This is a genomic window from Alicyclobacillus herbarius DSM 13609, assembly GCF_000430585.1.
Lineage (GTDB): Bacteria > Bacillota > Bacilli > Alicyclobacillales > Alicyclobacillaceae > Alicyclobacillus_G > Alicyclobacillus_G herbarius.
This window is the reverse complement of the sequence record NZ_AUMH01000003.1, coordinates 124,218-144,780: the sequence shown is the minus strand read 5'-3', so window position 1 is coordinate 144,780 and position 20,563 is coordinate 124,218. Positions and strand designations below refer to the sequence as shown.

Genomic DNA, 20,563 nt, shown 5'->3' with positions numbered 1-20,563 from the left:
GGAATCCGTGACGGGATGGGCCAGGGAGGTAACTGGATTATCCAGGGGGTCAAATGTCGATGAGGGGGATGGTGGCATGAACGTACGTCAAGCCGTTGCCTGGTGCGGTGCTCTAGTCGGAATCACAATCCTCGTAGGGTGTGGTCCCGCAAACGCCGCGCCCAGGCCTGGCCACGCTGCGCCATCCTTCACCTTAGGGACCCTAGATGACCCCAATCGGACCGTATCGTTGGCGGATCTCCTCAAGCATGGCGAGCCAGTGGTCATCAACGCCTGGGCGTCCTGGTGCCCACCGTGTGCGGCGGAGACGCCGCGGCTTGTGCAGATGGCAGAGCAGTATCGGGGCCGCATTCAGTTGGTCGGGATAAACATGACGGCTGACGACAAGCTGGCAAGCGCCCGCAGCTTCGCCAAGAAATATCACATTCCATACCTGTTGCTGGCCGACACGGATGGCGCGTTTGCTAAGGCCTATCAAATTGAAGGTTCCCCCACGACGTTTCTGGTTGACCATAACGGCCAAGTCGTATGGATGAAAACGGGCGAATTAAATGGCCAGGACCTTCGCCATATGGTTAAGTTGGCGTTGACCGATGGCCAAAGTTCCTGACCCACAAGTTCTTGACCCACGTCCCCTGTATGCATTCCCATGAGGGCCGTTGACATTCCGCCCGGCGCCTCCTTGTTCAGAGACTCAGTTGGCTACGAGGCCTTTTGTGTCCCTTTATCCGTAGTGATGGTTGGGGACGACAGGTTGTTCGAAACGTCGAATTCGTCCCACATACCCATGGATGCGTGTCCTGGAATCCCACAGACCATGGCGTATTTACCCGCCTTGTCGGCCTTGAACTGGAACGCGACTGGGGGATGGCTCGAAGTGATACCCGTTTGAAAGCCGGGCATGAGAGAATGGGAGAACGCGGCGGGAAACGTCGTCCCCTGACGATGACTCCAGTCCGTAAAGCCCACACTGTGTTGAATGTTTGAGGTATCGCTGAACTTGACCTTGACCGTCCAGCCCGTGGGCACGGCGATTTTCAGAGCGCCTTTGCTGTACCCGTTAAACGCCATGTCTTGATCCGTCGTGATGTTGAGATCGATGGTCTTGGCGGCTTTGTCCAGTTTGGCGATGGGAGCCGTTTGCCCGGCGCCGGACTGGGATGAAGGACTGCTGGGCGAAGTGCCTCCACCCTTGTTCGCGTTGGTGGTCGCAACCGAAACGGCCAACTTGGGGTTTTGCGCGAGGTTACGATGCGTCACGTCGTTCGGAAGACCGAAAAACCCGACCACCCAAAACGCGATGGCCACGAGAGCGCCGATAGCGACGACCGTTAAGCCTGCAGGTGATAGTTGCTTCATGCTCAACCCCCATTCACGGAACAAACGGTGTTGGTTGAATCGTCCGTACCTTCTCAGTTTATTATACGTTTCACAGGTCGGCAATAGGGGCCTAGGGGCGTGTTGGACACGATATGTTCGAATGACTGAGGAGTTGGCGTGAGGCGGATCGTATATCGTGGGTGGTGGTGATATACTTGTTTTGGTACTTGTGTACATGTATCTTCCGCTGTGCAGTTTGCCTGCGGAAATCCGTACGACTCTTATGACGCAGCGAGGATGATTGCAGTGAGAGTCTTGCTCATGAGCGCCTCTTTTGGCGACGGGCACATACAAGCGGCCAATGCGGTCGGGGAAGCCTTGCGTCGTCGTGGGGCGACCGTGAAGCTTGTCGATTACACCGAATGGCTGAATCCGGCCCTGCGGTCGTTTGCGAAATTCAGTCTGATTCAGGGTGTCCAGTTAGCTCCGGCGCTTTATGAAGCCTTTTATAGGTCCATGTCGAGGTTGGATCCCGATTCGTCGTTACAGCGCCGCATTAACCGTTTGGGGATGGCGAAATTTAAGCGCTGCCTTAAGGCGTATGCGCCGGATGTCGTCGTCAGCACATTTCCGACCCCCAACGGTGTGATGGCCCAGCTGCGCGAGCAGGGATTCACAAGCATTCCGATTGTTGGGGTCTTGACGGATTACACTGCCCATGGGCAGTGGGTTCAAGAGCATACCGACCTCTATTTTGTCGCCACGGAAACGGTTGGGCAGGAGCTGCACGCGTTAGGTGTGCCGATGGAGCGCATTGTCGTGAGCGGTATGCCAATACGGTCTCGCTTTGAACAGGCGGGAAGCCGACAGTCGGCGGCACGCCGTCGGGAGCTTCGCAGCGCGGAAAGACTGGACCCTGAGAGACCGCTTGTTCTTTTGATGGGCGGCGGTGCGGGATTGGTGGCGGACGTGTCCGATTGGAAGGAGGTCATGCAGGCCAGCGACCTGCAGTTTGTCGTGATTTGCGGCCGCAACGACAAACTATACCGACGCCTGCACGGGTTGCACGGGGAGCGGATTCGCGTGCTCGGCTATACTACGGAAGTGGAACGGTGGATGGCCATGGCAGACGTGGTGGTAACCAAGCCGGGTGGCATCACCGTCGCCGAGGCGTTGGCGATGGAACTGCCGATGTTGTTGTACCATCCCATTCCCGGCCAAGAGGTCTGTAACGGGCAGTACGTGGTCGATCTCGGGGCTGCCCGATGGATTAAGGACATTCAGGGCGCAGCCGAGGAACTCAACCGTCTTGCGGCCCATCCGGAGTCGTTGGCCGCCATGCGGGCGGCGGCCCGGGCGGCTTATCGACGGGGCGCGGCGGGGCGTATCGCCGATACGCTGATTCATACCTTCGCGGACAAGCCGCTCCATCCGTTACCGATGGTCGGGGACTCCGGTGGTTGGGAGTGAGCGAAGTGTGGCGATGGGGTTGCCTGATTCTCTTGCTGTTGCTCTGCCTGTATTCCCTGATTCCGAACTTGTTGACCCGGGGGTTTCGGTTGTGGGCCATTCGTCAGGGGCCAACGCGGCGCGAACTGGCCCTGACGTTCGACGACGGTCCAGACCCGAAATACACGGACCGTCTGCTCGATGCTTTGCGGGACGCCGAGATTCGAGCCACGTTTTTCGTCATTGGCCGAAAAGCGTTAGCGCATCCAGACTTAGTGTTGCGCATGTTGGCCGACGGGCATCAGGTGGAGATACACGGCTGGACCCATTCCTTTGTGCCGCTGCTCCCACCCGCAGCCGCCGTCCGGCAATTCCGGAAAACGACCGCGGCCCTTGTGCAGAGGTTCGGCATACGTCCCCGGTTCTATCGGCCAACCTGGGGCGCGTTGAACCTGGTTACGTTATTGACGGCCCCACGCACACACCGCTTGGTGACGTGGTCCATTATGGTGGGTGACTGGCGGGTTCAGCGACCCGGACAGGTGCTCGAGCGCATTGTAAACCGGCTACACCCAGGAGCCATCATCGTCCTGCACGACAGCGATGAGACGTTGGGCGCCGAGACGGGGGCCCCTGAACAGGTGATTGCCCTCATACCCGAGTTGGGCCGACGCGCCCGAGAAGCCGGGTATTCGTTTCGCACGCTCAATGAGTGGTACGGAAAGGAGGGGCGTTGATGGACGCCAAAGGACGATTCTGGGACCTTTGGGAAGCTGGATTTCGAAAATTGTTTAAGGTCCAGCCGATCCGCCCCGACGTGGAAGATTTATTCTATCTATCGAAGACTCATTATTTAGGTAAACCGTTTGAGATTGACGGGGTACGCGTCGTCCGCGGACAGCCGGTCGTTGAGTTGCACGTGAACAATACCCTGGTCGCCCGTGTGTTGAGAGAGGAAAAAAACATCTTGGCTTCTACGGTCAAGCTGTTGCAACTGGCGCGTAAGTCTTTGCCGGCGCTGGCTGAGCGGGTGGCGCATCCGGAATTTGCGGACGTACAGGTTCTCTACGGAATTACGTTCATCCATCGGGGGATTGAGCGGTTGGGGTTCGAGGCCTTGCCGATTCGCAACCGGGTTCTGGCTCCGCTCACCCGTTGGTATCTGCGTCAGGTCCTGCGGGCGTTCAATCCGGACGCGAATCGGCTGCTAGAGGCGCACCCGGACGCGTTTGTACCGAAACTCGTGGCGACGAGCAAAAAACGATTGATTCTGATGCATGGGAAACCGGGTGTTGATGCGCAGTCCATCAAGGCTGCGTCCGACGATAAACCGAATCGAACGTGAGGTGTCGAGGGTGAAGGCTTTACTCTTGACCGCGCACATCGGGGATGGCCACCATCAGGTGGCACGCGCCTTGCACGACGCATTCACCGCCCGCGGTGTCGAAACCGTTGTCTTGGACATTTATCGCGAGACCAGCCCACGGATTGCCAAACTGAACGAACGAACGTATGAGTGGACCACTCGGTTTGCACCTCATATGTATGGCATGAGTTATCGGGTGACCGCTCGCTTTGGACCGGATCACACGTTTTGGAAAATGCTATCGGCCTTTTCACGGCAAATGGTGCTCCAACAGTTGGAGGAGCAAAAACCGGACATTGTGCTACAGCTGTTTCCAGACCATGCGCTGGCGTCCTTATCCGCAAGCCGCTGGCGTCCGTATATCGGCGAGGTCATTACAGACTTCACGGTGCATGGTCGGTGGTTCCATCACAACATTGATACATACTTCATCGCGAATGCATCTCTTGCGGGTGGGATGGAAGAGTTTTTGCAGCCTGGCCAGGAGTTGGTGGTTTCCGGGATTCCTATCCGACAACAGTTTCTGTTCTGTCGGACACAGAGTCGGCTTCGGGCTGAGCGGCCGTATATTCTGTATGCCACGGGGGGGCGGGGTGTGTTTCCCCATCTCTTGACCGCGTTACGGTGGACGGGGCGGTTGTTTCCGGATCACGCGGTGTACGTGATGTGCGGCCGGAATTCCAAGATGTACCAGCAGGTGGCGCGTTGGTCAGAGGAGTGGCCGCACATTCACCCGCTGCCGTTTGTCGAGCATGTCGCCGATTGGCTGCAAGGAGCCGACTTTTCCGTGGTGAAATCGGGCGGGGTGACGGTCTCTGAATGCTTGGCCTCAACGTGTCCCATGTTGATTTTCCGGCCACAGCCTGGCCAGGAATCGGATAATGCGGAATTCTTAAGCCGACACGGCGCGGCCAAGACGGTTGCATCGCCGGCGGAGTTTGTCCGGGCGTTGCGGGTTTTACGACAACCTGGGACGCGCGAACAGATGCGTGCGGCATGCCAGCGGTTGGCGCGACCCGACGCCGCGTGGGCGGTCGTCGAGCACGCCTTGCAGCAGGCGGAACGAAAACGAGCGATGGCCGTATCCAGGTGAAGTCTACATAATCGGAGTCGACGCGAGTTGGCGGTATTGGCTTGTAAAATAGAGGAGCGGTTGGGCATCCCGGTGGACGTCTCCACGCTCCACCTGGCCAATCAGGATAAAGTGGTCTCCTGCTGGAATCTCCTGAACCAGCGAGCATTCCAGATGAGCGAGCACACCGTCCAATACAGGCGCGCCGTACAGCCCGCTTTGGTATGTCAGACCGGCCAACTTATCTGTCCCCTGGCTGGCAAAACGCTTGGATAAGTCCGCTTGGTCTTCCGTCAGGATGTGGACTGCAAAGCCTCCGCTCTTCCGAACCAGATCCAGAGCGGTCGATGTGTTATTAATGCAAACGAGGATGTAAGGGGGATTCAGGGAAACCGAACAGAAGGCCGATACGGTTAGACCGGTGGCCAGTATTCCATCGGACATGGTCACAACGGTAACACCGCTGGCAAAGCGAGCCAAGACGCGGCGAAACGTATCCGGTTGAACTGACATTCTGGCTGACCTCCTCTGGCGCAATACGCCGCGCAGCAGATACGCAGATGTGCAGGAATCTGCCATCCATGAAGGCCATTGTATCATAGAATACAGGGAAATCACCGGATCGTCAGATGGCGATGGGACGAACGCCTTCTGGCGCGACGGCGAGGGGTGCACCGGTTTTTGCCACGATTTCGTCTACTGAATGGCCAGGGGCAATCTCTCGCAAGAACAAGCCGCAGTCTTTGACATCAATCACGGCCAGGTCGGTGATGATACGCTGGACCACTCGCTGTCCGGTCAAGGGAAGACGGCATTGACGCAGGATTTTCGGTTCGCCTTGTTTATTACAGTGTTCCATCGTGACGATGACTCGTTTCGCCCCATGCACTAAGTCCATCGCACCGCCCATGCCTTTCACCATTTTTCCTGGGATCATCCAATTGGCTAAGTCACCGCGTTCCGACACTTCCATTGCGCCGAGGATGGCAACATCGATGTGACCGCCGCGAATCATGGCGAAGGATTCGGCGCTGTCGAAGAAACAAGCGCCTTTACGAATAGTGATCGTCTCCTTGCCCGCATTAATCAGATCCGGGTCTTCCTCGCCAGGGGCCGAATAAGGGCCGATGCCAAGCAACCCGTTCTCGGAGTGTAAAATCACCTCAATGTCCGCGGGGATGTAGTTGGCGACCAAAGTCGGCATGCCGATGCCGAGATTGACATAGTCGCCATCCCTTAACTCGGCGGCGGCACGTCTGACAATCTGATTGCGGGTGAGTGCCATTGACGTCTCCTCCTGTTCTTGACCAGTTTCTATCCGTACGCTGCGTAGCGTCATGTACCACTTGCGCGAACGGTGCGCCGTTCAATCCGTTTTTCATAGCGAGCGCCAACGACGATGCGCTGCACGTAGATGCTGGGGGTGTGTATCGCGTCCGGATCCAGCTCACCGGGCGCTACGAGCTCCTCGACTTCGACAATGGTGACGCGCCCGGCGGCAGCCATTAACGGATTGAAGTTCCGGGCCGTTTTGCGGTAGATCACATTGCCCAAGGTATCGGCTTTCCAACCTTTAATCAGCGCAAAGTCTCCGATAATCGCGCGTTCCAACACGTATTCTCGGCCAGCAAACGTACGCGTCTCTTTCCCTTCGGCCACGGGAGTACCGACACCGGTAGGGGTGTAGAAGGCGGGGATGCCGGCTCCTCCGGCCCGGATGCGCTCGGCGAGCGTACCTTGGGGGACCAGCTCCACTTCTAAATCTCCTTGGAGAAACTGGCGCTCAAAGGTCTTGTTTTCGCCCACATAGGAGGAGACCATCTTTCGGATCTGGCGGGTTTGCAACAACAAGCCGAGTCCCCAGTCATCCACGCCGCAGTTGTTGCTCACGCAGGTGAGGCCTTTTGTGCCCTGATTACGTAGCGCTTCAATCAGGTTTTCGGGGATACCCACCAAGCCAAACCCACCGACGAGCAAGGTAGCTCCGTCTGGAATATCACGGACAGCATCCGCGGCGGAAGCGTACAGTTTATTCAAAATCCGCTCCTCCCCTCGGAAAACTCACGACTCACGTTCATTACCGCATAGGGAGCGATTTTTTGCAAGCGGTTTCAGACATGGACTATCGGTGGGAGAGAGTGCGGGGATGAGTGAAGACAGATCCTTTGGAAAAAAACAATCGCGGCCCAATGGGGCCGCGGAGAGGGTAGGCGATATCTCCAAAAATCAGGCGAGAGCGTGCAAGGACACATACCCTGCCGTACCGATGACAAGTACGAACGAACAGACCACGGTGATTTTTTCTGCAACCCTCCAAAAACGCTCGAATGTGACTAAAGGATTGTCGGGTTCGCGGTTGCCTTTCACTCGCTACACCTCGCTGTTTCGTTTCCTACTCTCAGTGTAGCACGGCAGCCGTGTCGATATATCGCAAAGTGTGCGGGGAATGTGACGATATTCCGTCGACTGAATGCGGGTGTCCGGGAAGGGGAGTTCGAACCCCTTTCCGAAACTCTTAGTCGGAATTTCCGACCTCTAAGCTTTCATGTGGCCAAACCTCCAGGTGGCGGAGCGCCCGTATGGCCTCCGGCAACGGCGCGAGGACGTTGAGATGACCCATTTTCCGCTTGGGTTTCGCCTCATGTTTTCCGTACAGATGAATTTTGATGTCCGGACCGACGTTGGGCAATGCTTTGAGGAGGGGAGCTACGTGTTCACCTAAAACATTGACCATAACGACGGGGGTGGTCAGCCTTGCGTTGGCCAAAGGCAGGTTGCAAATCGCCCGCAAATGTTGCTCAAACTGCGATACCGTACACGCGTCGTCCGTGTAATGCCCGGAATTGTGGGGGCGTGGCGCGAGTTCGTTGATGTAGAGTTGGTCGTCCTCCGTCAAGAACATTTCGACCGCCAAGAGGCCGACCATTTGCAATCCCGTAGCGACTTTTTCTGCCAAGCGTTGTGCTTCTGCCGCTTTTGTTTCCGGGATGCGCGCCGGCAGAATTGACAGATGCAAGATGTGTTCGCGGTGAATGTTTTCAGCCACTGGAAATGATTGGATTTGACCGCGCAGGCTCCGTGCGACAATGACCGATAATTCTTTCGTGAATGAAATGTACTTCTCGGCTACCAAGGGCTCGTCCTCATCTTGAAGATGATGCCGTACTGCGTGTTCCGCTTCCTGCCAAATGTGGTCCAACTCGGACTGACTGCGACACAGCCACTGACCCTTCCCGTCGTATCCCCCGGTAGAGGTTTTGAGTACGTAGGGATAGCCCAAGGTCTCCCCAGCCTGTTTCAGGTCTTCGCGGCTGCGTACCGGCAGGTAAGGGGCGACCTGGGCGCCGCAGGCTTCAATGGCTCGTTTTTCGCGGACTCGGTGCTGGGTTATCCGTAGTAATTGACTGCCTTGTGGCACGAACGCTTCGCGTTCTAGGAGGGCGGCCACGCCTGCATCCACGTTCTCAAATTCGTACGTGATGACATCACTGAGTTCTGCCAGTTGCCGTGCCGCTATAAGGTCCGAATACGAGGCGACAATCTGCCGGTCGCTCACCTGACCGGCTGGAGCGTCTTCGGTTGGATCGAGCGAAACAAATCGGTATCCCATACGTCGGCCCGCAATTGCAATCATTCGGCCCAACTGGCCGCCGCCTAAAATCCCGACTGTACTCCCGGGCAAAATGACTGGGGGGTGCTGCGGATTATTGCTCACCCGGATCCCCTCCTGTCAAGACTTCCTGTTCGATCCGTCGCCTGCGTTCGATAAACCGCTGCCGTACGCTCGGCTGTAGAAGGCCCAGAATCTGAACAGCCAGTAAGCCGGCGTTGACGGCCCCTGCCTTCCCGATGGCTACGGTTGCGACTGGCACCCCGCCGGGCATTTGCACAATCGACAACAGGGAGTCTAAACCGGACAGGCTGGAAGTTTGTACTGGAACCCCGATGACCGGTAGCGTTGTTTTTGCCGCGACCATGCCCGGCAAGTGAGCCGCCCCGCCGGCGCCGGCGACAATTACCTTTAGACCGCGTCCTTCCGCCGATGCCGCGTATTCGAACATCCAGTCGGGAGTACGGTGGGCGGAGACGACCTTTTTTTCATAGGGAATGTCGAATTCGTCGAGAATTTGACACGTATGCTGCATGGTTTGCCAATCCGAGTGGCTACCCATGATGACACCGACCAAAGGTTGCACAACGTTCCCCTCCCCGTTATTTCACGCCGGGCGCTGAGAAAGCCTGTGGCTGTGCCGAGCAGGCTTGTCCCTGCGCCAAACAATACTTACATCTTAACAACGGCGGGACGTATTGGCCAGTGAGAGGGTGTATCCCGACTCGGAACTTCGTTGGCTGATACGGTCATTCGTCGGCCTCGTTCGACACCCCTTCGAACCGGTTTTCATGTTTGCCGTCCGCCGGCGCCTGTCTGGGTTCTGCGGCTAAATCCCCACCCTTAACCTCATATCGCCGAACATTGCGCTGATACTCCTTCACAAACTCACGCTCATCGAAGTTTCGCATGCGGTAACCCGGGACTCGCTGTGATTCACGCATGGGCTGGTCCTCCTTCCAAGGTCAGTATGACGATTTTTCCACCCTGTTATGAGAAACTCTACCGATGTTGTCCGGATTGCAAATGGGTGCAAGATTTGGTTTAGTAGGGGATAGATTTACATGGGCACGGGGCAGGCCGCTGGTCGACGAAGGCTTTACGCAGGCTCCCGAGACATGCGGTCACGGCCAGGATACGGATTGTCACGATGGGGATACACATATCCGTTTGACGGTGTGTGCTGGACGGAAGTGGCCCAGGTCCAGCATAATAAGGAAATAATGTCTAATATAATGGATGGAGTGGGACGAGTGCAACATCGACAACGAGAAACGAATCGTTCCATGGTCACCCTTGCCATGTTGGTGGCCATTCTGCTGGTGGCTATTGACGTGACGGTGGTCAGTACGGCGATGCCGAAAATTGTCGAGGACCTAAGCGGTCTGAGCATGACCAGCTGGGTATTCGCTGTGTATACTTTGACAACTTGTGTCACAACACCAATTTATGGGAAATTAGCGGACTTGTTTGGCCGCAAAATGGTCTTTTCCGTGGGCGTGATTCTGTTTGTGCTTGGTTCTATGCTGTCCGGGGCTTCGCAAACGATGACACAGCTGATTTGGTTTCGGGCGTTCCAAGGTATCGGAGCAGGGGCGGTCATGCCCGTCACGTTTACCATTATTGGCGATTTATTTCCGGGCGAAAAACGAGCGCGTATGCAGGGACTGTTTTCTTCGGTTTGGGGCATAGCCGGGCTGTTGGGGCCGCTGGTTGGCGGACTCTTCGTGGATAAAATCAGCTGGCGTTGGATCTTTTATATTAACCTGCCGGTTGGATTGGTGTCGCTTGTCCTTGTCTGGCTGTTCCTGCATGAATCGTTCAGTCGGAAAGAGCAGCAGATTGACTATGGGGGAGCCGTTTTATTTACGCTGGGCATCACCGCCTTGCTGTATGCCCTGTTAGGGGCTGGCCAATGGTTCACATGGGGGTCCTGGGAGGCCATCGGGCTATTTTTGCTTTCAGCCGTGAGCCTTGCCGCCTTTCTCGTGGTCGAGACCAGGGTTAGTCAGCCATTGGTGCCGCTTACGTTGTTTCGGATTCCGGTCATTGCGGTCTCCAACGTGATTGGTTTTTTGGCCAGCTGTGTACTTATCGGTACCAACGTGTATCTTCCCATGTGGATACAGATGATTCTTGGCCATTCCGCGACAAGTTCCGGTCTCACCTTGATGCCGATGTCCATTGCTTGGCCGATTGGTGCAACCGTGGCCGGACGCTACATGTATCGGATTGGATCGAAAGCGACGACTGTGTTTGGCGGTATATTGATTGCCGCCGGAAGCGCTTGGTTATTGGCCATCTCGTTATCTTCCCCGTATTGGTACTTCGTCGGGGTCATGATTGTGATTGGCTTGGGGATGGGATACGCGATGACACCGACAACCGTACTGATTCAATCAGCCGTAGGCTGGCGCATGCGCGGAGCCGCAACGGCCTCCAACACGTTTGTTCGTTCATTGGGGCAGACGGTGGGAATTGCCGCTTTCGGCACGTGGTTCAACAACTCACTCAGCGCCTATGCGACGGCTCACGGATTGAAGTGGCACGGGAACGTGGCGTCGATGCTATCGGGAGCGCAAGCGGCCCAGATTCCCCAAGGTGTTCTGCACCTGTATGATGAGGCATTAGCGCATAGTATGCACAACATTTTTATGGTGTTATTTGTCATCGCGCTTGCAAACCTTGTGACAACCTTCATCTTACCGTCCCATAAAAAAGTCCTCGAGCAGCAGTCGCAAGTGGGTTGATCCGTACGTTTTTTGGGCCGGATGCGGGGAGAGCTTACGTGTCCTGCGAGGACAGTTCATCCGCCTATCCGCTCCAGCCTATGCCTCCCTCGGTTCTGACCATACAGATAGAACCAGGGGGTGGAAGAACGCGAGCATACCCGGTTTGCTGTGGCAGAAACTTACATCCGTTTCGGTGACAAAGCTGTCCTAGGGACATGTGGAAGGAGGATTTGTTCGGTGGGGGACGGAAAGAAAGGTGAGAATCAAGGGAGCAGGACAGACTCGAATCGTCGTGACACAGAACCGGAAACGTTCGGGGACAGCACCTCGAGTCCGTCAGAGCAACGCCTGCACGTCCAGCTGGCTCCTTGGTTTGAGGAATTGGTTTCTGGAACTTCAGACCTGATTGACCGTTGCATGCAGCAAGGCATGCCACCCGAGTTTGCTTTTCAAATCGCGGCTGACGTCCTGCGGCGAGGGTTGGAGACGGCAGCCCAGATCCAGTGGTCCAATCGCGCATGATCAAAATACCTTGTCTCAGAGCATGGTCGGTGTCACGAGAACAAGAAAAATAGAAGCCAAGGGATACGAAGCATCCATCCCTTGGCTTTTTTTTGGTGCGGTCGAGAGGACTTGAACCTCCACGAGCTTGCGCCCACAAGAACCTGAATCTTGCGCGTCTGCCAATTCCGCCACGACCGCATAGATTGAATTGCATTCGCGTGAGTACGAACGGTCTTTATTATAACACGAAATAACAGGGATTCAAGTGCCGATTGGGCCTCGTACATCATCTGAACGAATACGCAACGATAAGCGCATAAACGCTGGCTGAATTATGGTTGAGACCGATGCCACCGCGCCGACCGAGCTGGCATTGACCATTGTCGATCTCACCGGTACGATTGTGGAAAAGCTTTCGTAAGGGTGTGCATGTCGACAGAAACTGGCGCAGAGGTTTCTCCGCGCCAGTTTCTGCTTCGAAGGGTAACCTGAAGCGTGGGTAAGGTGGGGACGTCATGCTCATCTATCGCTAGGTAACCAAAAGGCCTGTAAACAAAAAACTGCACTCATAAGTGCAGTTTGTGTTGGTGCGGTCGAGAGGACTTGAACCTCCACGAGCTTGCGCCCACAAGAACCTGAATCTTGCGCGTCTGCCAATTCCGCCACGACCGCGTATTCTCTTTTGTTCCGCTTAGCGCGGCGACAAAAGGAATTATAGCAGGCGCGGAATAGTTTTGCAAGCCCCATTTTCGCAAAGTCCAGCGGTGCGTTGCGCTCTGAATTTGCTTGTCTTCGTCATACCGTGGACAACGATGCCTGCTCGGCAGCATGGACGGTGTGTTGGAGCAACGTCGCGATGGTCACCGGACCCACGCCGCCGGGCACCGGTGTAATGGCTCCGGCGCGGGGTAGGCAGGAATCGAAATCGACATCGCCAATATTCCCTTCGTTGTAACCCGCGTCAATGACCACTGCGCCCGGTTTAAGCCAGCTTCCCTGCACGTATCGGGGCCGCCCAACGGCCGCAATCAGGATGTCCGCTTGGCGAACGAGATCGGCCACTTGCTCGGTCTTGGAATGGCAGATGGTCACCGTGCAGTCGCGGTTCAACAGCATCGCCGCGACCGGTTTGCCTAGGATGGCGCTTCGTCCGAGGACGACGGCGTGTTTCCCGCGCAACGGGATGTGATAAAAGTCCAAGATGTGCAGGATACCCTCGGGTGTGCACGACCGGTGTCCGGGACGGTCGAACGCGGTCAGTCCGAATCCAGCGCTGGTCACGCCGTCCACGTCCTTATCAAGGCGAATGGCATCAAACGCGGCTCGTTCGTCAATCCCTGCGGGAACTGGGTGTTGCAACAGGATGCCGTGGACAGACGGATCGTCATTTAGGTCATGGATGGTACGGATGAGGGTTTCGGTATCGGTGCTGCTGGGCAGGTGAATCGGGCGCGATGTCAGCCCGAGTCTACGACAGGCGTTGCCTTTCATGCGTACATACGTGGCGGAAGCCGGATCGTCCCCGACCAAGATGGTGGCCAGGCAGGGGGTCACGCCGTTGTTCTTTAAGGTTTCCAGTCGCCGACGGATGTCTTCATGAATTTGATTCACCACCGGCTTGCCGTAAAGAATGGTGGGTTCGGACACGTATCTCCACTCCTTATTCGAGGTTGTCTGGAAAGGGGTCAGAGCGTCGCACCGATCTCCTTTCCGGACACCTACTTTTTCCGTCATAAGACCCGCTGTCCGCTATCCTACCGGATTGTCACAAAAATCGCCAGAGCAACGGTTGACAGCGCTTTCCTTTCTTCGCTACGATCAGAACATGGATAGTTTGTAATACCGTTTCAATTATGAAATAAAGATTTGGAGGTATGGCTATGGGGCGTTTGCAGGATCGGGTTGCGGTGGTTACCGGGGCGGCTCGCGGCATTGGCGCGGCCACAGCCAAGCGGCTGGCGGCCGATGGGGCCAAGGTGGCTGTGTTGGATGTACGGGAGGATGCCTGTGAAGATACGGTGAAAGCGATTGTGGAGGCTGGGGGGCAGGCTTTGGCGATTGGCTGCGATGTGACGAACGCGGCGGCCGTGGAGCACGCGATGGAGACCGCCGTGAACACGTTTGGCCGGTTGGACATTCTTGTCAACAATGCAGGAGTGATTCGTGACAATCTGCTGTTTCGGATGAGCGAGGATGATTGGGACACGGTGATGAACGTGCATCTCAAGGGCACCTTTCTGTGCAGCAAGGCGGCTCAACGCTATATGGTCGAGCAGCGCTACGGCAAGATTGTCAATACCAGCAGCACATCGGCTTTGGGCAACCGCGGTCAGGCCAACTATTCGGCGGCGAAAGCGGGGCTACAAGGATTCACGCGTACGTTGGCCATCGAACTTGGACCGTTTAACATCAACGTAAACGCAGTGGCACCGGGGTTTATCGTCACTGATATGACGCGAGCGACTGCCGAGCGCGTCGGCATGACGTTTGAAGATTTCGAGCGTGCCGCCGTAGAGCGGATTCCGCTGCGCAGAGCCGGGAAGCCGGAAGACGTGGCCAACGTGATTGCGTTCCTGGTGAGCGATGAGGCGAGCTATGTTTCTGGACAGGTCATTTACATCAACGGGGCACGTCCGCAAGGCTGACTTCGAAAGGGCAGCGAAGGCAGCGGCAGGTTCTATGACACGGCAATGCCGGGGTGGACGGCGTGATGGTATTGGATTTGTTTCGCTTGGATGGAAAGGTGGCCCTGATTACAGGCGGCGGGCGCGGACTGGGGGCGCAGATTGCCCAGGGCTACGCAGAAGCAGGGGCGAAGCTCGTCCGATGTTCGCGGAAGCTGGAGGCTTGATGAAGGGGTTATCGCATAGCTGGGAGGAATGGACATGACGGCACCGGATTTACGGGCATTCATCGGCAGGTCTTCCGCACCAGTGCGGAATGAAGTCGAGAAAGGGGCCATCCGCAAGTTCGCGCAGGCCATCGGATCGACCAATCCGTTATACCTCGACGAGGAATACGCGGCAAGCAGCCGCTTTGGCCGCTTGGTGGCTCCCCCGACGTTCAGTCGGACATTTGACTACGGGACCATTCCAGACCTCGATTTTCCACGGGCTGGCTTAATTCATGGGGAGCAAGCGTATGAGTATTTCCTGCCGATTCTGGCTGGGGATGTGCTGTACTGTTCCATGGAATTGGCTGACGTCGTGGAGAAGCAAGGAAAATCAGGAAGGATGACGTTCGTTGTCTTTCGGCATCAGGTGGTCAATGACCGGGGCGAGCTGGTGCAAAGGTCCAAATCCACGGTGATTCGCAGGGGGTAGGAGGGATACGCGCGTGGCAACGGAGTTTTCGATTGGCCAAACTATCGGCCCAGTGAGCATGCCCCCGGTGACCAAGATTCAGTTGGTCAAGTACTCCGGCGCTTCTGGGGACTTCAACCCGATTCATACGGTGGAGGAATACGCGCGGGAAGCGGGCCTGGGCGGTGTCATCGCCCACGGCATGCTGACTATGGCGTTTGTCGGGGAAATGCTGACCCAGGCCATCGGGGAAACGGGGGACTTGCTGCGTTTTTCCGTGCGCTTCACCGATATGGTGCGGCCGGGGGATGTTGTGACTTGCCAGGGACGGATTGAGAAGGTCGCGATCGAAGAGAAATGGCAAGTGATTGACTGCGAGGTCTGGGCCGATGTCGCCGAAGGGCGATGCGTGGTTCGAGGAAACGCCCAATTTCGTGTACCGATGCTTGTCTGATTCGGTCCTGTGCCGACTCCAATGCGCTATACTGAAATTGCATCGTGGTTTGGGGGGCACAGCCAATGCGCTTTACGAAAATGCACGCTCTGGGCAACAATTACATTTACGTGGATGCGTTTCAGGAGCCGCTCAAGGATTCGGAGCTACCGATGCTGGCGCGAGCCGTCAGCGATGTGCGGCGGGGCATCGGGTCGGACGGGCTTATCGTCATCGGCCCAAGCCAAACGGCCGCAGTGCGCATGCGGATCTTCAACGCGGACGGATCTGAAGCAGAAACGTGTGGAAACGGCCTGCGCTGCGTGGCAAAGTACGTGTACGAACATGGGTATACCGATTCGGAGGAGTTTCCCATCGAGGTAAAGACGGGTGTGGTGTGGGCAGCTGTACATCGGTCCGTCGGCCGCGTGGAGCGCGTCACCATCGACATGGGGGAGGCCAGCTTCGGCGCGTCGGCGGTCGGTTTTACGGGTATCACGGATGCGGAGGATCCGTACCGCGGCCGCGTGCAAACCCCGGCTGGGGAGTTTGTCGGGAGTTTCGTCTCCATGGGCAATCCGCACTTTGTGATTCGTTGCGCCGACGCGACGGCCGCGCCGGTGGCGGAGGCGGGGCCGTACATTGAGCGCCACCCAGATTTCCCGCAGCGAATCAATGTCGAATTTGTCAGCCCGCGCGGTCGGGATGAGCTGGACTTTCGCGTATGGGAGCGCGGGTCTGGCATTACGTACGCCTGCGGAACGGGAGCCTGTGCGAGCGTGGCAGCCGGCGTACGCGAGGGCTGGCTTGCGAGTTGCGTGCGTGTCCACCTGCTCGGCGGCGACCTGGACATTGAGGTGCAGGACGGTCGGGTATGGATGACGGGCGAGGCGGTGGAGGTCATGTCCGGGGAATTCGTCTGGCCGCAGGCCTCTGAAGCAGTGGAGGTTCATCCCGCCATTTAGATACGTGTCCGGACATCCCTTTAAGTTCAGGACGATTAAGTTCAGGACAACCGCTGCGTGCGCGCCACCAGCACGACAAAAAAACCAACAACCGACAAGGCAACCAGCACAGTGGCGGCACCGACGACAAGCACAAACAGCGTCAGTGCCGTCGCGCCCATCCACAGCAGGATTCCGCCTGTCAGACCCAACCGGCGTCGTTGCCGCCGGACGAAAATCATGTCATACCCCACGCCGACCAACCACACGGCGAAGGCACTCACCACAATGAATCCCAGTGAGCCTATCCACGGCATCCATTTCCCCAGCACTTCACAAACGGCATACGGGAAGGAGAGCGACAGCAGGGTTGTCTCCAGGTTCAGAAGTTTCAATCGGAGACCAGCGGTGTGAAAGACATTGACGGCCAGCGTATGGTGAATGAGCGTATACAGACGTACCATCCCGTACCCGGTGGGCATGGTGAGCAGGGCGGCCGTAACGTAGGCCAAATTGGCGATGTCTGGGCCAACCCAGGGAGCGGACAGGAGGTGACGAACGGTCGTCGTCGGCCAGCCTGGATCTGCCAGCCAAGTTGCCAGTGCCAATAGAGTCACGGACCAGGCGGTGGCCCAACGACAGCGGCGGACCGCCGCTGCCAGCGGCAGGGATAAGGTATCAATGACGGTGCGAGGTCGGCGGGCCATCCGGAAGCAGGTTGACCAAAAGTCCCAGCAGGCCGAGCTTGGCATCACAAATCCCTCCCCTCCAATAGGGATCGATGAAACGAGTCGCCCTCCTCTTGGTTCTGGCATAATCTAAGCTAAGAGTGAGGGGGCGGGTAGATGGCCGTTTTCATTGCCTTCGGCGGCATCAAAATCGCTGCGCAAAGCAATAATTCCGGCGTTTGGTTTGGTCAGAACCTGCAAAATGGCTGGGACTCCCATTCGGTGACGAAACTAGCCAGCGCGTTCAACATGGGGGATTGGAACGTTACTCCATCCATGTTCAACCTGTATATCGATCCGGATTGGTTGGATTCTCCGGTCTTTGATCCGGACATGAAAGCGAATGGGAACCTCAATCTCCAAGGTCTCTAGGCGGCCTGGTGCCGGCGCTGCCGGCAACGGATGGACGGATACACAGACACTGGGGCCTAGCGACAGGCCTGGTAGTAAAATTTCCCCTCGCGCCATATCAGCCGTGCCTGCCGCTTCTCCATCAGGTGTTGCAGATGGGCTTTGAGTGTACGTATGGCCACGGTCTGTGCGCCTTGGGCCAGACTGGGGCCGTAAATCTGGTCTCTTAGTTCTGCCACCGTGTACGGGCGCTGCTGGATGAAGGAGAGGATCTCCTGCTCGCGACGGAGGCGGCGTTGTTTCGTCGCCTCGGCGGCCGCTCGGGCGTCCGGTAGGATGTCCCCGTGCCCCGGCCCAGCGAGCAGACCGTCATTCGCGGCGACGGCGTCAAGCGTCCGCAGGTAGTCCTCCATATGTCCGTCTGGTGGGCCAACCCAGACGGTTCCGATTCCAGAGAGGTTATCCCCGACGAGGAGGATGCAGTCTTGCGGAATCTTGACGTGGAGGTGGCCGTGGGTGTGTCCGGGCGCATGCATCACTTCGACGGCGATGCCCGCCAGGTCAAACGCCGTCGGCGGGGCGTGTACGGAAAGCGGGGACAGACCCAGTCGCCGACAAGCCGGTCTGGCATCAACGGGATGTATGTATATCGGGGCCTGCCAAACGGCGGCCAGCTTAGGCAGACCGGCGACGTGGTCGATATGGTGATGCGTGGCGAGGAGCTCCAGATGGGCGACGCCTATTTTCTTCAGAAATGTGGACAGCCAGTTCAGATGTTCCGGGTTATCCGTCCCGACATCAATCACCAGGCCTCTGTTCCTGTTGGTAACGAGGTATGTATTGGTGTGATCTAGCGGCGGGAGCGTGGGTGTGGGAAAGGGGATCTGCCAGACATGATCCGTCACGTGCTGCGGAGTCCATGCGTACTCGGCCTGCATAAAGCGCCCTCCTACCTATCATCCGGTGCGTGTTCAGATGCGCACTTGTAAGGACCTGGCGTCACGATTGTATCTCCTTTTGATTCTACCGCAAACTGTAGGCCGCTTTCACGGTCCAGACACACACTCTCCATCCACTGCCCATAGCGTCGTGGCGTGAAGTAGAGTAAAGTACTCTGGTAGCCAGGCAACCGAGTTTGCAGACAGGGCATGACGGAGGTGGATGACCGATGCCGACGAAACTGCTGGAGCACGCCTGGCAAGCGGCGTTAATTGATTTGGACGGAACCTTATACCGGGGCGACGCGGTCATTCCGGGGGCGGCGGAGTTTGTTCAGCGATTGCGTGACCGGGGAATTCAGCCGGTCTTTCTCACCAACAATTCGGTCCGAACCCCGCGGCAGACGGCAGAGAAACTGAAGGGCATGGGGATTGGTGCCCATGCTGAAGAAGTGGTGACATCCAGTGAGGCTAGCGCAGCCTTTGTAAAGCGGCGGATTGGCAAGGGACGCGTAGGATTCCTTGGTGCGGCTGGAGTGACGGAGGCGCTGGAGGCGGTCGGGTTGGTTGCGGTAGGTCTGCGCGGGTGGCCCGAAACGCAGCTGCCGCAGGTCGACGCCCTTGTGCTTGGACTGGATACGCAAGCACGGTATTTGGACTACGCGGCATTTGCGATGCTTGCGATGGATTTGGGCTGGTTTGTCTTGACCAATCCGGATGTTCGTCTACCGGTTGGGCACGGGTTCTATCCGGGAAACGGCGCGGTTGGCCGCTTAATTGCGGAAGCGAGCGGGGTCGAGCCGGTGGTTGTCGGGAAACCTGCCCCCGAGTTCATTGACTACGCCTTATCGAGGTACGGACTGTCGCGCAGCGCGACGTTCATTGTCGGAGACAATCTGCGTACCGATATTGCAGCCGGACGCGCATGCGGTCTGACCACGGTTTGGGTACAAAGCGGGGTTCAGTACCCAGCTGACGAGATGGATGTTTATCCGGAATATACATTTCCATCGGTCGCTGAAATCGATTAGAGGCCGTCTAGATGATAGAGTTGTCCGCAAACGGGCGAGTTCAGAAAAAATCTCGCGGCGAATGGCGATATCTGAAGGAATGGGCAGCGGGCGGACTTTTCTTTCGCTTGCCTGCCATATATATAGTGGGTATAATCGTTGTTGTCTGGTCAATGTGCACTAGATATAGGGTTCAAACCGGGATGCTTATGTAAACCAACGCATAGGCAACCGATGCGCGGTCGACGGGAGGGAGACGGGGTGCGGTGTCCATACTGCGGCAGTGACAATTCACGCGTCATCGAATCGCGGGCTGGCGAGGATGGGAGTATCATTCGCAGGCGCCGTGAGTGCAGCAATCCGTCTTGCGGGCGGCGGTTCACCACGTACGAGCGCGTGGAACAGCGTCCGTTGATGGTCATTAAGAAGGACGCAAAGCGGGAGGAATTTTCAGCGGACAAGCTCTACCGGGGACTGATGAAGGCGTGCGAAAAACGCCCGATTCCTGCCGATGCCGTGGAGGACGTGGTGCACCGAATTGAGCGCAGCCTGCGGTTGGAATACGAGCGGGAGGTGCCGTCTTCCGTCATTGGCGAGCGGGTGATGGAGGAACTGCGCCAACTGGACGGCGTGGCCTATGTTCGCTTTGCCAGTGTGTATCGGGAGTTTCGCGATGTGGAAACGTTGGCGCAAGAGGTGCTTGGACTCTTGAGCGATGCATCCAGACGCCAGGCAAGCAGAGCGGAACGGGAGAAGTTGGAGAACCGGAGCCCTGAAAATCTTTAATTGAATCATACATAACGT

General features: G+C 57.1%; 24 protein-coding genes, 2 tRNA genes and 1 pseudogene. 15 read left to right on the top strand and 12 right to left on the bottom strand.

The annotated features are described in order from the left end of the window. Positions 1-76: 76 nt before the first annotated feature. On the top strand, positions 77-610 hold the full coding sequence (locus H522_RS17275; RefSeq protein WP_051343764.1) for a TlpA family protein disulfide reductase: 534 nt from the start codon (positions 77-79) through the stop codon (positions 608-610). A gap of 92 nt (positions 611-702) precedes the next feature. On the opposite strand, the gene H522_RS0103245 is transcribed toward H522_RS17275, so the two are convergent. Further along, complete coding sequence (locus H522_RS0103245) at positions 703-1,359, bottom strand: sulfocyanin-like copper-binding protein (protein ID WP_026961211.1); 657 nt, start codon at positions 1,357-1,359, stop codon at positions 703-705. 267 nt (positions 1,360-1,626) lie between these two features. Here H522_RS0103245 and H522_RS17270 point away from each other — a divergent pair, with 267 nt between their 5' ends. The 4 genes from H522_RS17270 to H522_RS17265 are packed head-to-tail and all read left to right on the top strand — an operon-like array spanning position 1,627 to position 5,228. After that, positions 1,627-2,790: an MGDG synthase family glycosyltransferase gene (locus H522_RS17270; RefSeq protein WP_051343762.1), complete on the top strand. Its 1,164-nt coding sequence runs from the start codon at positions 1,627-1,629 to the stop codon at positions 2,788-2,790. A 5-nt stretch (positions 2,791-2,795) separates the two neighbouring features. Continuing rightward, positions 2,796-3,506, top strand: coding sequence for a polysaccharide deacetylase family protein (locus H522_RS0103235; RefSeq protein WP_035452338.1), 711 nt, complete (start codon positions 2,796-2,798; stop codon positions 3,504-3,506). Further along, positions 3,506-4,114 (top strand): YkoP family protein, encoded by a 609-nt coding sequence (locus tag H522_RS0103230; RefSeq protein ID WP_026961209.1) that lies wholly within the window; start codon positions 3,506-3,508, stop codon positions 4,112-4,114. Before H522_RS0103235 ends, H522_RS0103230 begins: the two co-directional genes overlap by 1 nt. Before the next feature lie 10 nt (positions 4,115-4,124). Continuing rightward, positions 4,125-5,228 carry an MGDG synthase family glycosyltransferase gene (locus H522_RS17265; protein ID WP_051343760.1) on the top strand — a complete coding sequence of 368 codons (1,104 nt, stop codon included), beginning with the start codon at positions 4,125-4,127 and terminating at the stop codon, positions 5,226-5,228. A gap of 3 nt (positions 5,229-5,231) precedes the next feature. Here the strand turns inward: H522_RS17265 and H522_RS0103220 are convergent, their stop codons facing one another. The 6 genes from H522_RS0103220 to H522_RS0103195 form a co-directional block, all read right to left on the bottom strand. Further along, complete coding sequence (locus H522_RS0103220) at positions 5,232-5,720, bottom strand: flavin reductase family protein (RefSeq protein WP_035452336.1); 489 nt, start codon at positions 5,718-5,720, stop codon at positions 5,232-5,234. A gap of 112 nt (positions 5,721-5,832) precedes the next feature. Beyond that, positions 5,833-6,492 (bottom strand): CoA transferase subunit B, encoded by a 660-nt coding sequence (locus H522_RS0103215; RefSeq protein ID WP_026961207.1) that lies wholly within the window; start codon positions 6,490-6,492, stop codon positions 5,833-5,835. A 50-nt stretch (positions 6,493-6,542) separates the two neighbouring features. Continuing rightward, on the bottom strand, positions 6,543-7,244 hold the full coding sequence (locus H522_RS0103210; RefSeq protein ID WP_026961206.1) for a CoA transferase subunit A: 702 nt from the start codon (positions 7,242-7,244) through the stop codon (positions 6,543-6,545). A 478-nt stretch (positions 7,245-7,722) separates the two neighbouring features. Beyond that, complete coding sequence (gene purK / locus H522_RS0103205) at positions 7,723-8,922, bottom strand: 5-(carboxyamino)imidazole ribonucleotide synthase (protein WP_026961205.1); 1,200 nt, start codon at positions 8,920-8,922, stop codon at positions 7,723-7,725. Continuing rightward, positions 8,912-9,379, bottom strand: coding sequence for a 5-(carboxyamino)imidazole ribonucleotide mutase (purE, locus tag H522_RS0103200; RefSeq protein WP_035452412.1), 468 nt, complete (start codon positions 9,377-9,379; stop codon positions 8,912-8,914). The genes purK and purE overlap by 11 nt, the downstream gene beginning before the upstream one ends. 187 nt (positions 9,380-9,566) lie before the next feature. Then, the gene (locus tag H522_RS0103195; protein ID WP_026961203.1) at positions 9,567-9,761 is read right to left on the bottom strand and encodes a hypothetical protein; all 195 of its coding nucleotides are present in this window, start codon (positions 9,759-9,761) and stop codon (positions 9,567-9,569) included. A gap of 309 nt (positions 9,762-10,070) precedes the next feature. On the opposite strand from H522_RS0103195, the gene H522_RS0103190 reads away from it, so the two are divergent. Together H522_RS0103190 and H522_RS0103185 are read left to right on the top strand one after the other, a co-directional pair. Continuing rightward, complete coding sequence (locus H522_RS0103190; RefSeq protein WP_026961202.1) at positions 10,071-11,567, top strand: MDR family MFS transporter; 1,497 nt, start codon at positions 10,071-10,073, stop codon at positions 11,565-11,567. 219 nt (positions 11,568-11,786) lie between these two features. Next, positions 11,787-12,071 carry a hypothetical protein gene (locus H522_RS0103185; RefSeq protein ID WP_026961201.1) on the top strand — a complete coding sequence of 95 codons (285 nt, stop codon included), beginning with the start codon at positions 11,787-11,789 and terminating at the stop codon, positions 12,069-12,071. Between the two features lie 93 nt (positions 12,072-12,164). Here the strand turns inward: H522_RS0103185 and H522_RS0103180 are convergent. The 3 genes from H522_RS0103180 to H522_RS0103165 all read right to left on the bottom strand — a co-directional run bounded on the left by H522_RS0103180 (position 12,165) and on the right by H522_RS0103165 (position 13,700). After that, a tRNA-Leu gene (locus H522_RS0103180) sits at positions 12,165-12,251 on the bottom strand. Between the two features lie 387 nt (positions 12,252-12,638). Beyond that, positions 12,639-12,725, bottom strand: a tRNA-Leu gene (locus H522_RS0103170). A 123-nt stretch (positions 12,726-12,848) separates the two neighbouring features. Then, positions 12,849-13,700, bottom strand: a complete 852-nt coding sequence (locus H522_RS0103165; protein WP_026961200.1) for a bifunctional 5,10-methylenetetrahydrofolate dehydrogenase/5,10-methenyltetrahydrofolate cyclohydrolase — start codon at positions 13,698-13,700, stop codon at positions 12,849-12,851. Between the two features lie 233 nt (positions 13,701-13,933). Between H522_RS0103165 and H522_RS0103160 the strand changes: the two genes are divergently transcribed. The 5 genes and pseudogenes from H522_RS0103160 (at position 13,934) to dapF (ending at position 16,753) form a co-directional block, all read left to right on the top strand. Beyond that, the gene (locus H522_RS0103160) at positions 13,934-14,698 is read left to right on the top strand and encodes a beta-ketoacyl-ACP reductase (RefSeq protein ID WP_026961199.1); all 765 of its coding nucleotides are present in this window, start codon (positions 13,934-13,936) and stop codon (positions 14,696-14,698) included. A gap of 65 nt (positions 14,699-14,763) precedes the next feature. Next, positions 14,764-14,901, top strand: a pseudogene (locus H522_RS20910) (SDR family NAD(P)-dependent oxidoreductase); the annotation flags it as partial. 37 nt (positions 14,902-14,938) lie between these two features. Beyond that, positions 14,939-15,376 carry a MaoC family dehydratase N-terminal domain-containing protein gene (locus tag H522_RS0103150; RefSeq protein ID WP_026961198.1) on the top strand — a complete coding sequence of 146 codons (438 nt, stop codon included), beginning with the start codon at positions 14,939-14,941 and terminating at the stop codon, positions 15,374-15,376. 13 nt (positions 15,377-15,389) lie between these two features. Continuing rightward, complete coding sequence (locus H522_RS0103145; protein WP_026961197.1) at positions 15,390-15,809, top strand: MaoC/PaaZ C-terminal domain-containing protein; 420 nt, start codon at positions 15,390-15,392, stop codon at positions 15,807-15,809. Positions 15,810-15,874: 65 nt separating this feature from the next. Then, on the top strand, positions 15,875-16,753 hold the full coding sequence (gene dapF / locus H522_RS0103140) for a diaminopimelate epimerase (protein ID WP_026961196.1): 879 nt from the start codon (positions 15,875-15,877) through the stop codon (positions 16,751-16,753). 41 nt (positions 16,754-16,794) lie between these two features. On the opposite strand, the gene H522_RS0103135 is transcribed toward dapF, so the two are convergent. Further along, positions 16,795-17,484, bottom strand: a complete 690-nt coding sequence (locus H522_RS0103135; RefSeq protein WP_026961195.1) for a hypothetical protein — start codon at positions 17,482-17,484, stop codon at positions 16,795-16,797. Between the two features lie 93 nt (positions 17,485-17,577). On the opposite strand from H522_RS0103135, the gene H522_RS0103130 reads away from it, so the two are divergent. Next, positions 17,578-17,832: a hypothetical protein gene (locus H522_RS0103130; RefSeq protein WP_026961194.1), complete on the top strand. Its 255-nt coding sequence runs from the start codon at positions 17,578-17,580 to the stop codon at positions 17,830-17,832. A 56-nt stretch (positions 17,833-17,888) separates the two neighbouring features. Here H522_RS0103130 and H522_RS0103125 read toward each other — a convergent pair whose 3' ends face one another. Then, positions 17,889-18,749, bottom strand: a complete 861-nt coding sequence (locus H522_RS0103125; RefSeq protein ID WP_026961193.1) for an MBL fold metallo-hydrolase — start codon at positions 18,747-18,749, stop codon at positions 17,889-17,891. Positions 18,750-18,979: 230 nt separating this feature from the next. Here H522_RS0103125 and H522_RS0103120 point away from each other — a divergent pair, with 230 nt between their 5' ends. Next, positions 18,980-19,780 (top strand): HAD-IIA family hydrolase, encoded by an 801-nt coding sequence (locus H522_RS0103120; protein WP_026961192.1) that lies wholly within the window; start codon positions 18,980-18,982, stop codon positions 19,778-19,780. Positions 19,781-20,020: 240 nt separating this feature from the next. Further along, positions 20,021-20,545 carry a transcriptional regulator NrdR gene (gene nrdR / locus H522_RS0103115; RefSeq protein ID WP_026961191.1) on the top strand — a complete coding sequence of 175 codons (525 nt, stop codon included), beginning with the start codon at positions 20,021-20,023 and terminating at the stop codon, positions 20,543-20,545. The last annotated feature ends 18 nt before the right edge of the window (positions 20,546-20,563 follow it).

Coding starts and splice junctions, on each gene's coding strand:
- H522_RS17275 (WP_051343764.1), top strand. CDS start 77: ATGAACGTACGTCAAGCCGTTGCCTGGTGCGGTGCTCTAGTCGGAATC.
- H522_RS0103245 (WP_026961211.1), bottom strand. CDS start 1,359: ATGAAGCAACTATCACCTGCAGGCTTAACGGTCGTCGCTATCGGCGCT.
- H522_RS0103230 (WP_026961209.1), top strand. CDS start 3,506: ATGGACGCCAAAGGACGATTCTGGGACCTTTGGGAAGCTGGATTTCGA.
- H522_RS0103220 (WP_035452336.1), bottom strand. CDS start 5,720: ATGTCAGTTCAACCGGATACGTTTCGCCGCGTCTTGGCTCGCTTTGCC.
- H522_RS0103215 (WP_026961207.1), bottom strand. CDS start 6,492: ATGGCACTCACCCGCAATCAGATTGTCAGACGTGCCGCCGCCGAGTTA.
- purE (WP_035452412.1), bottom strand. CDS start 9,379: ATGGGTAGCCACTCGGATTGGCAAACCATGCAGCATACGTGTCAAATT.
- H522_RS0103195 (WP_026961203.1), bottom strand. CDS start 9,761: ATGCGTGAATCACAGCGAGTCCCGGGTTACCGCATGCGAAACTTCGAT.
- H522_RS0103160 (WP_026961199.1), top strand. CDS start 13,934: ATGGGGCGTTTGCAGGATCGGGTTGCGGTGGTTACCGGGGCGGCTCGC.
- H522_RS0103150 (WP_026961198.1), top strand. CDS start 14,939: ATGACGGCACCGGATTTACGGGCATTCATCGGCAGGTCTTCCGCACCA.
- dapF (WP_026961196.1), top strand. CDS start 15,875: ATGCGCTTTACGAAAATGCACGCTCTGGGCAACAATTACATTTACGTG.
- H522_RS0103135 (WP_026961195.1), bottom strand. CDS start 17,484: ATGCCAAGCTCGGCCTGCTGGGACTTTTGGTCAACCTGCTTCCGGATG.
- H522_RS0103130 (WP_026961194.1), top strand. CDS start 17,578: ATGGCCGTTTTCATTGCCTTCGGCGGCATCAAAATCGCTGCGCAAAGC.
- H522_RS0103125 (WP_026961193.1), bottom strand. CDS start 18,749: ATGCAGGCCGAGTACGCATGGACTCCGCAGCACGTGACGGATCATGTC.
- H522_RS0103120 (WP_026961192.1), top strand. CDS start 18,980: ATGCCGACGAAACTGCTGGAGCACGCCTGGCAAGCGGCGTTAATTGAT.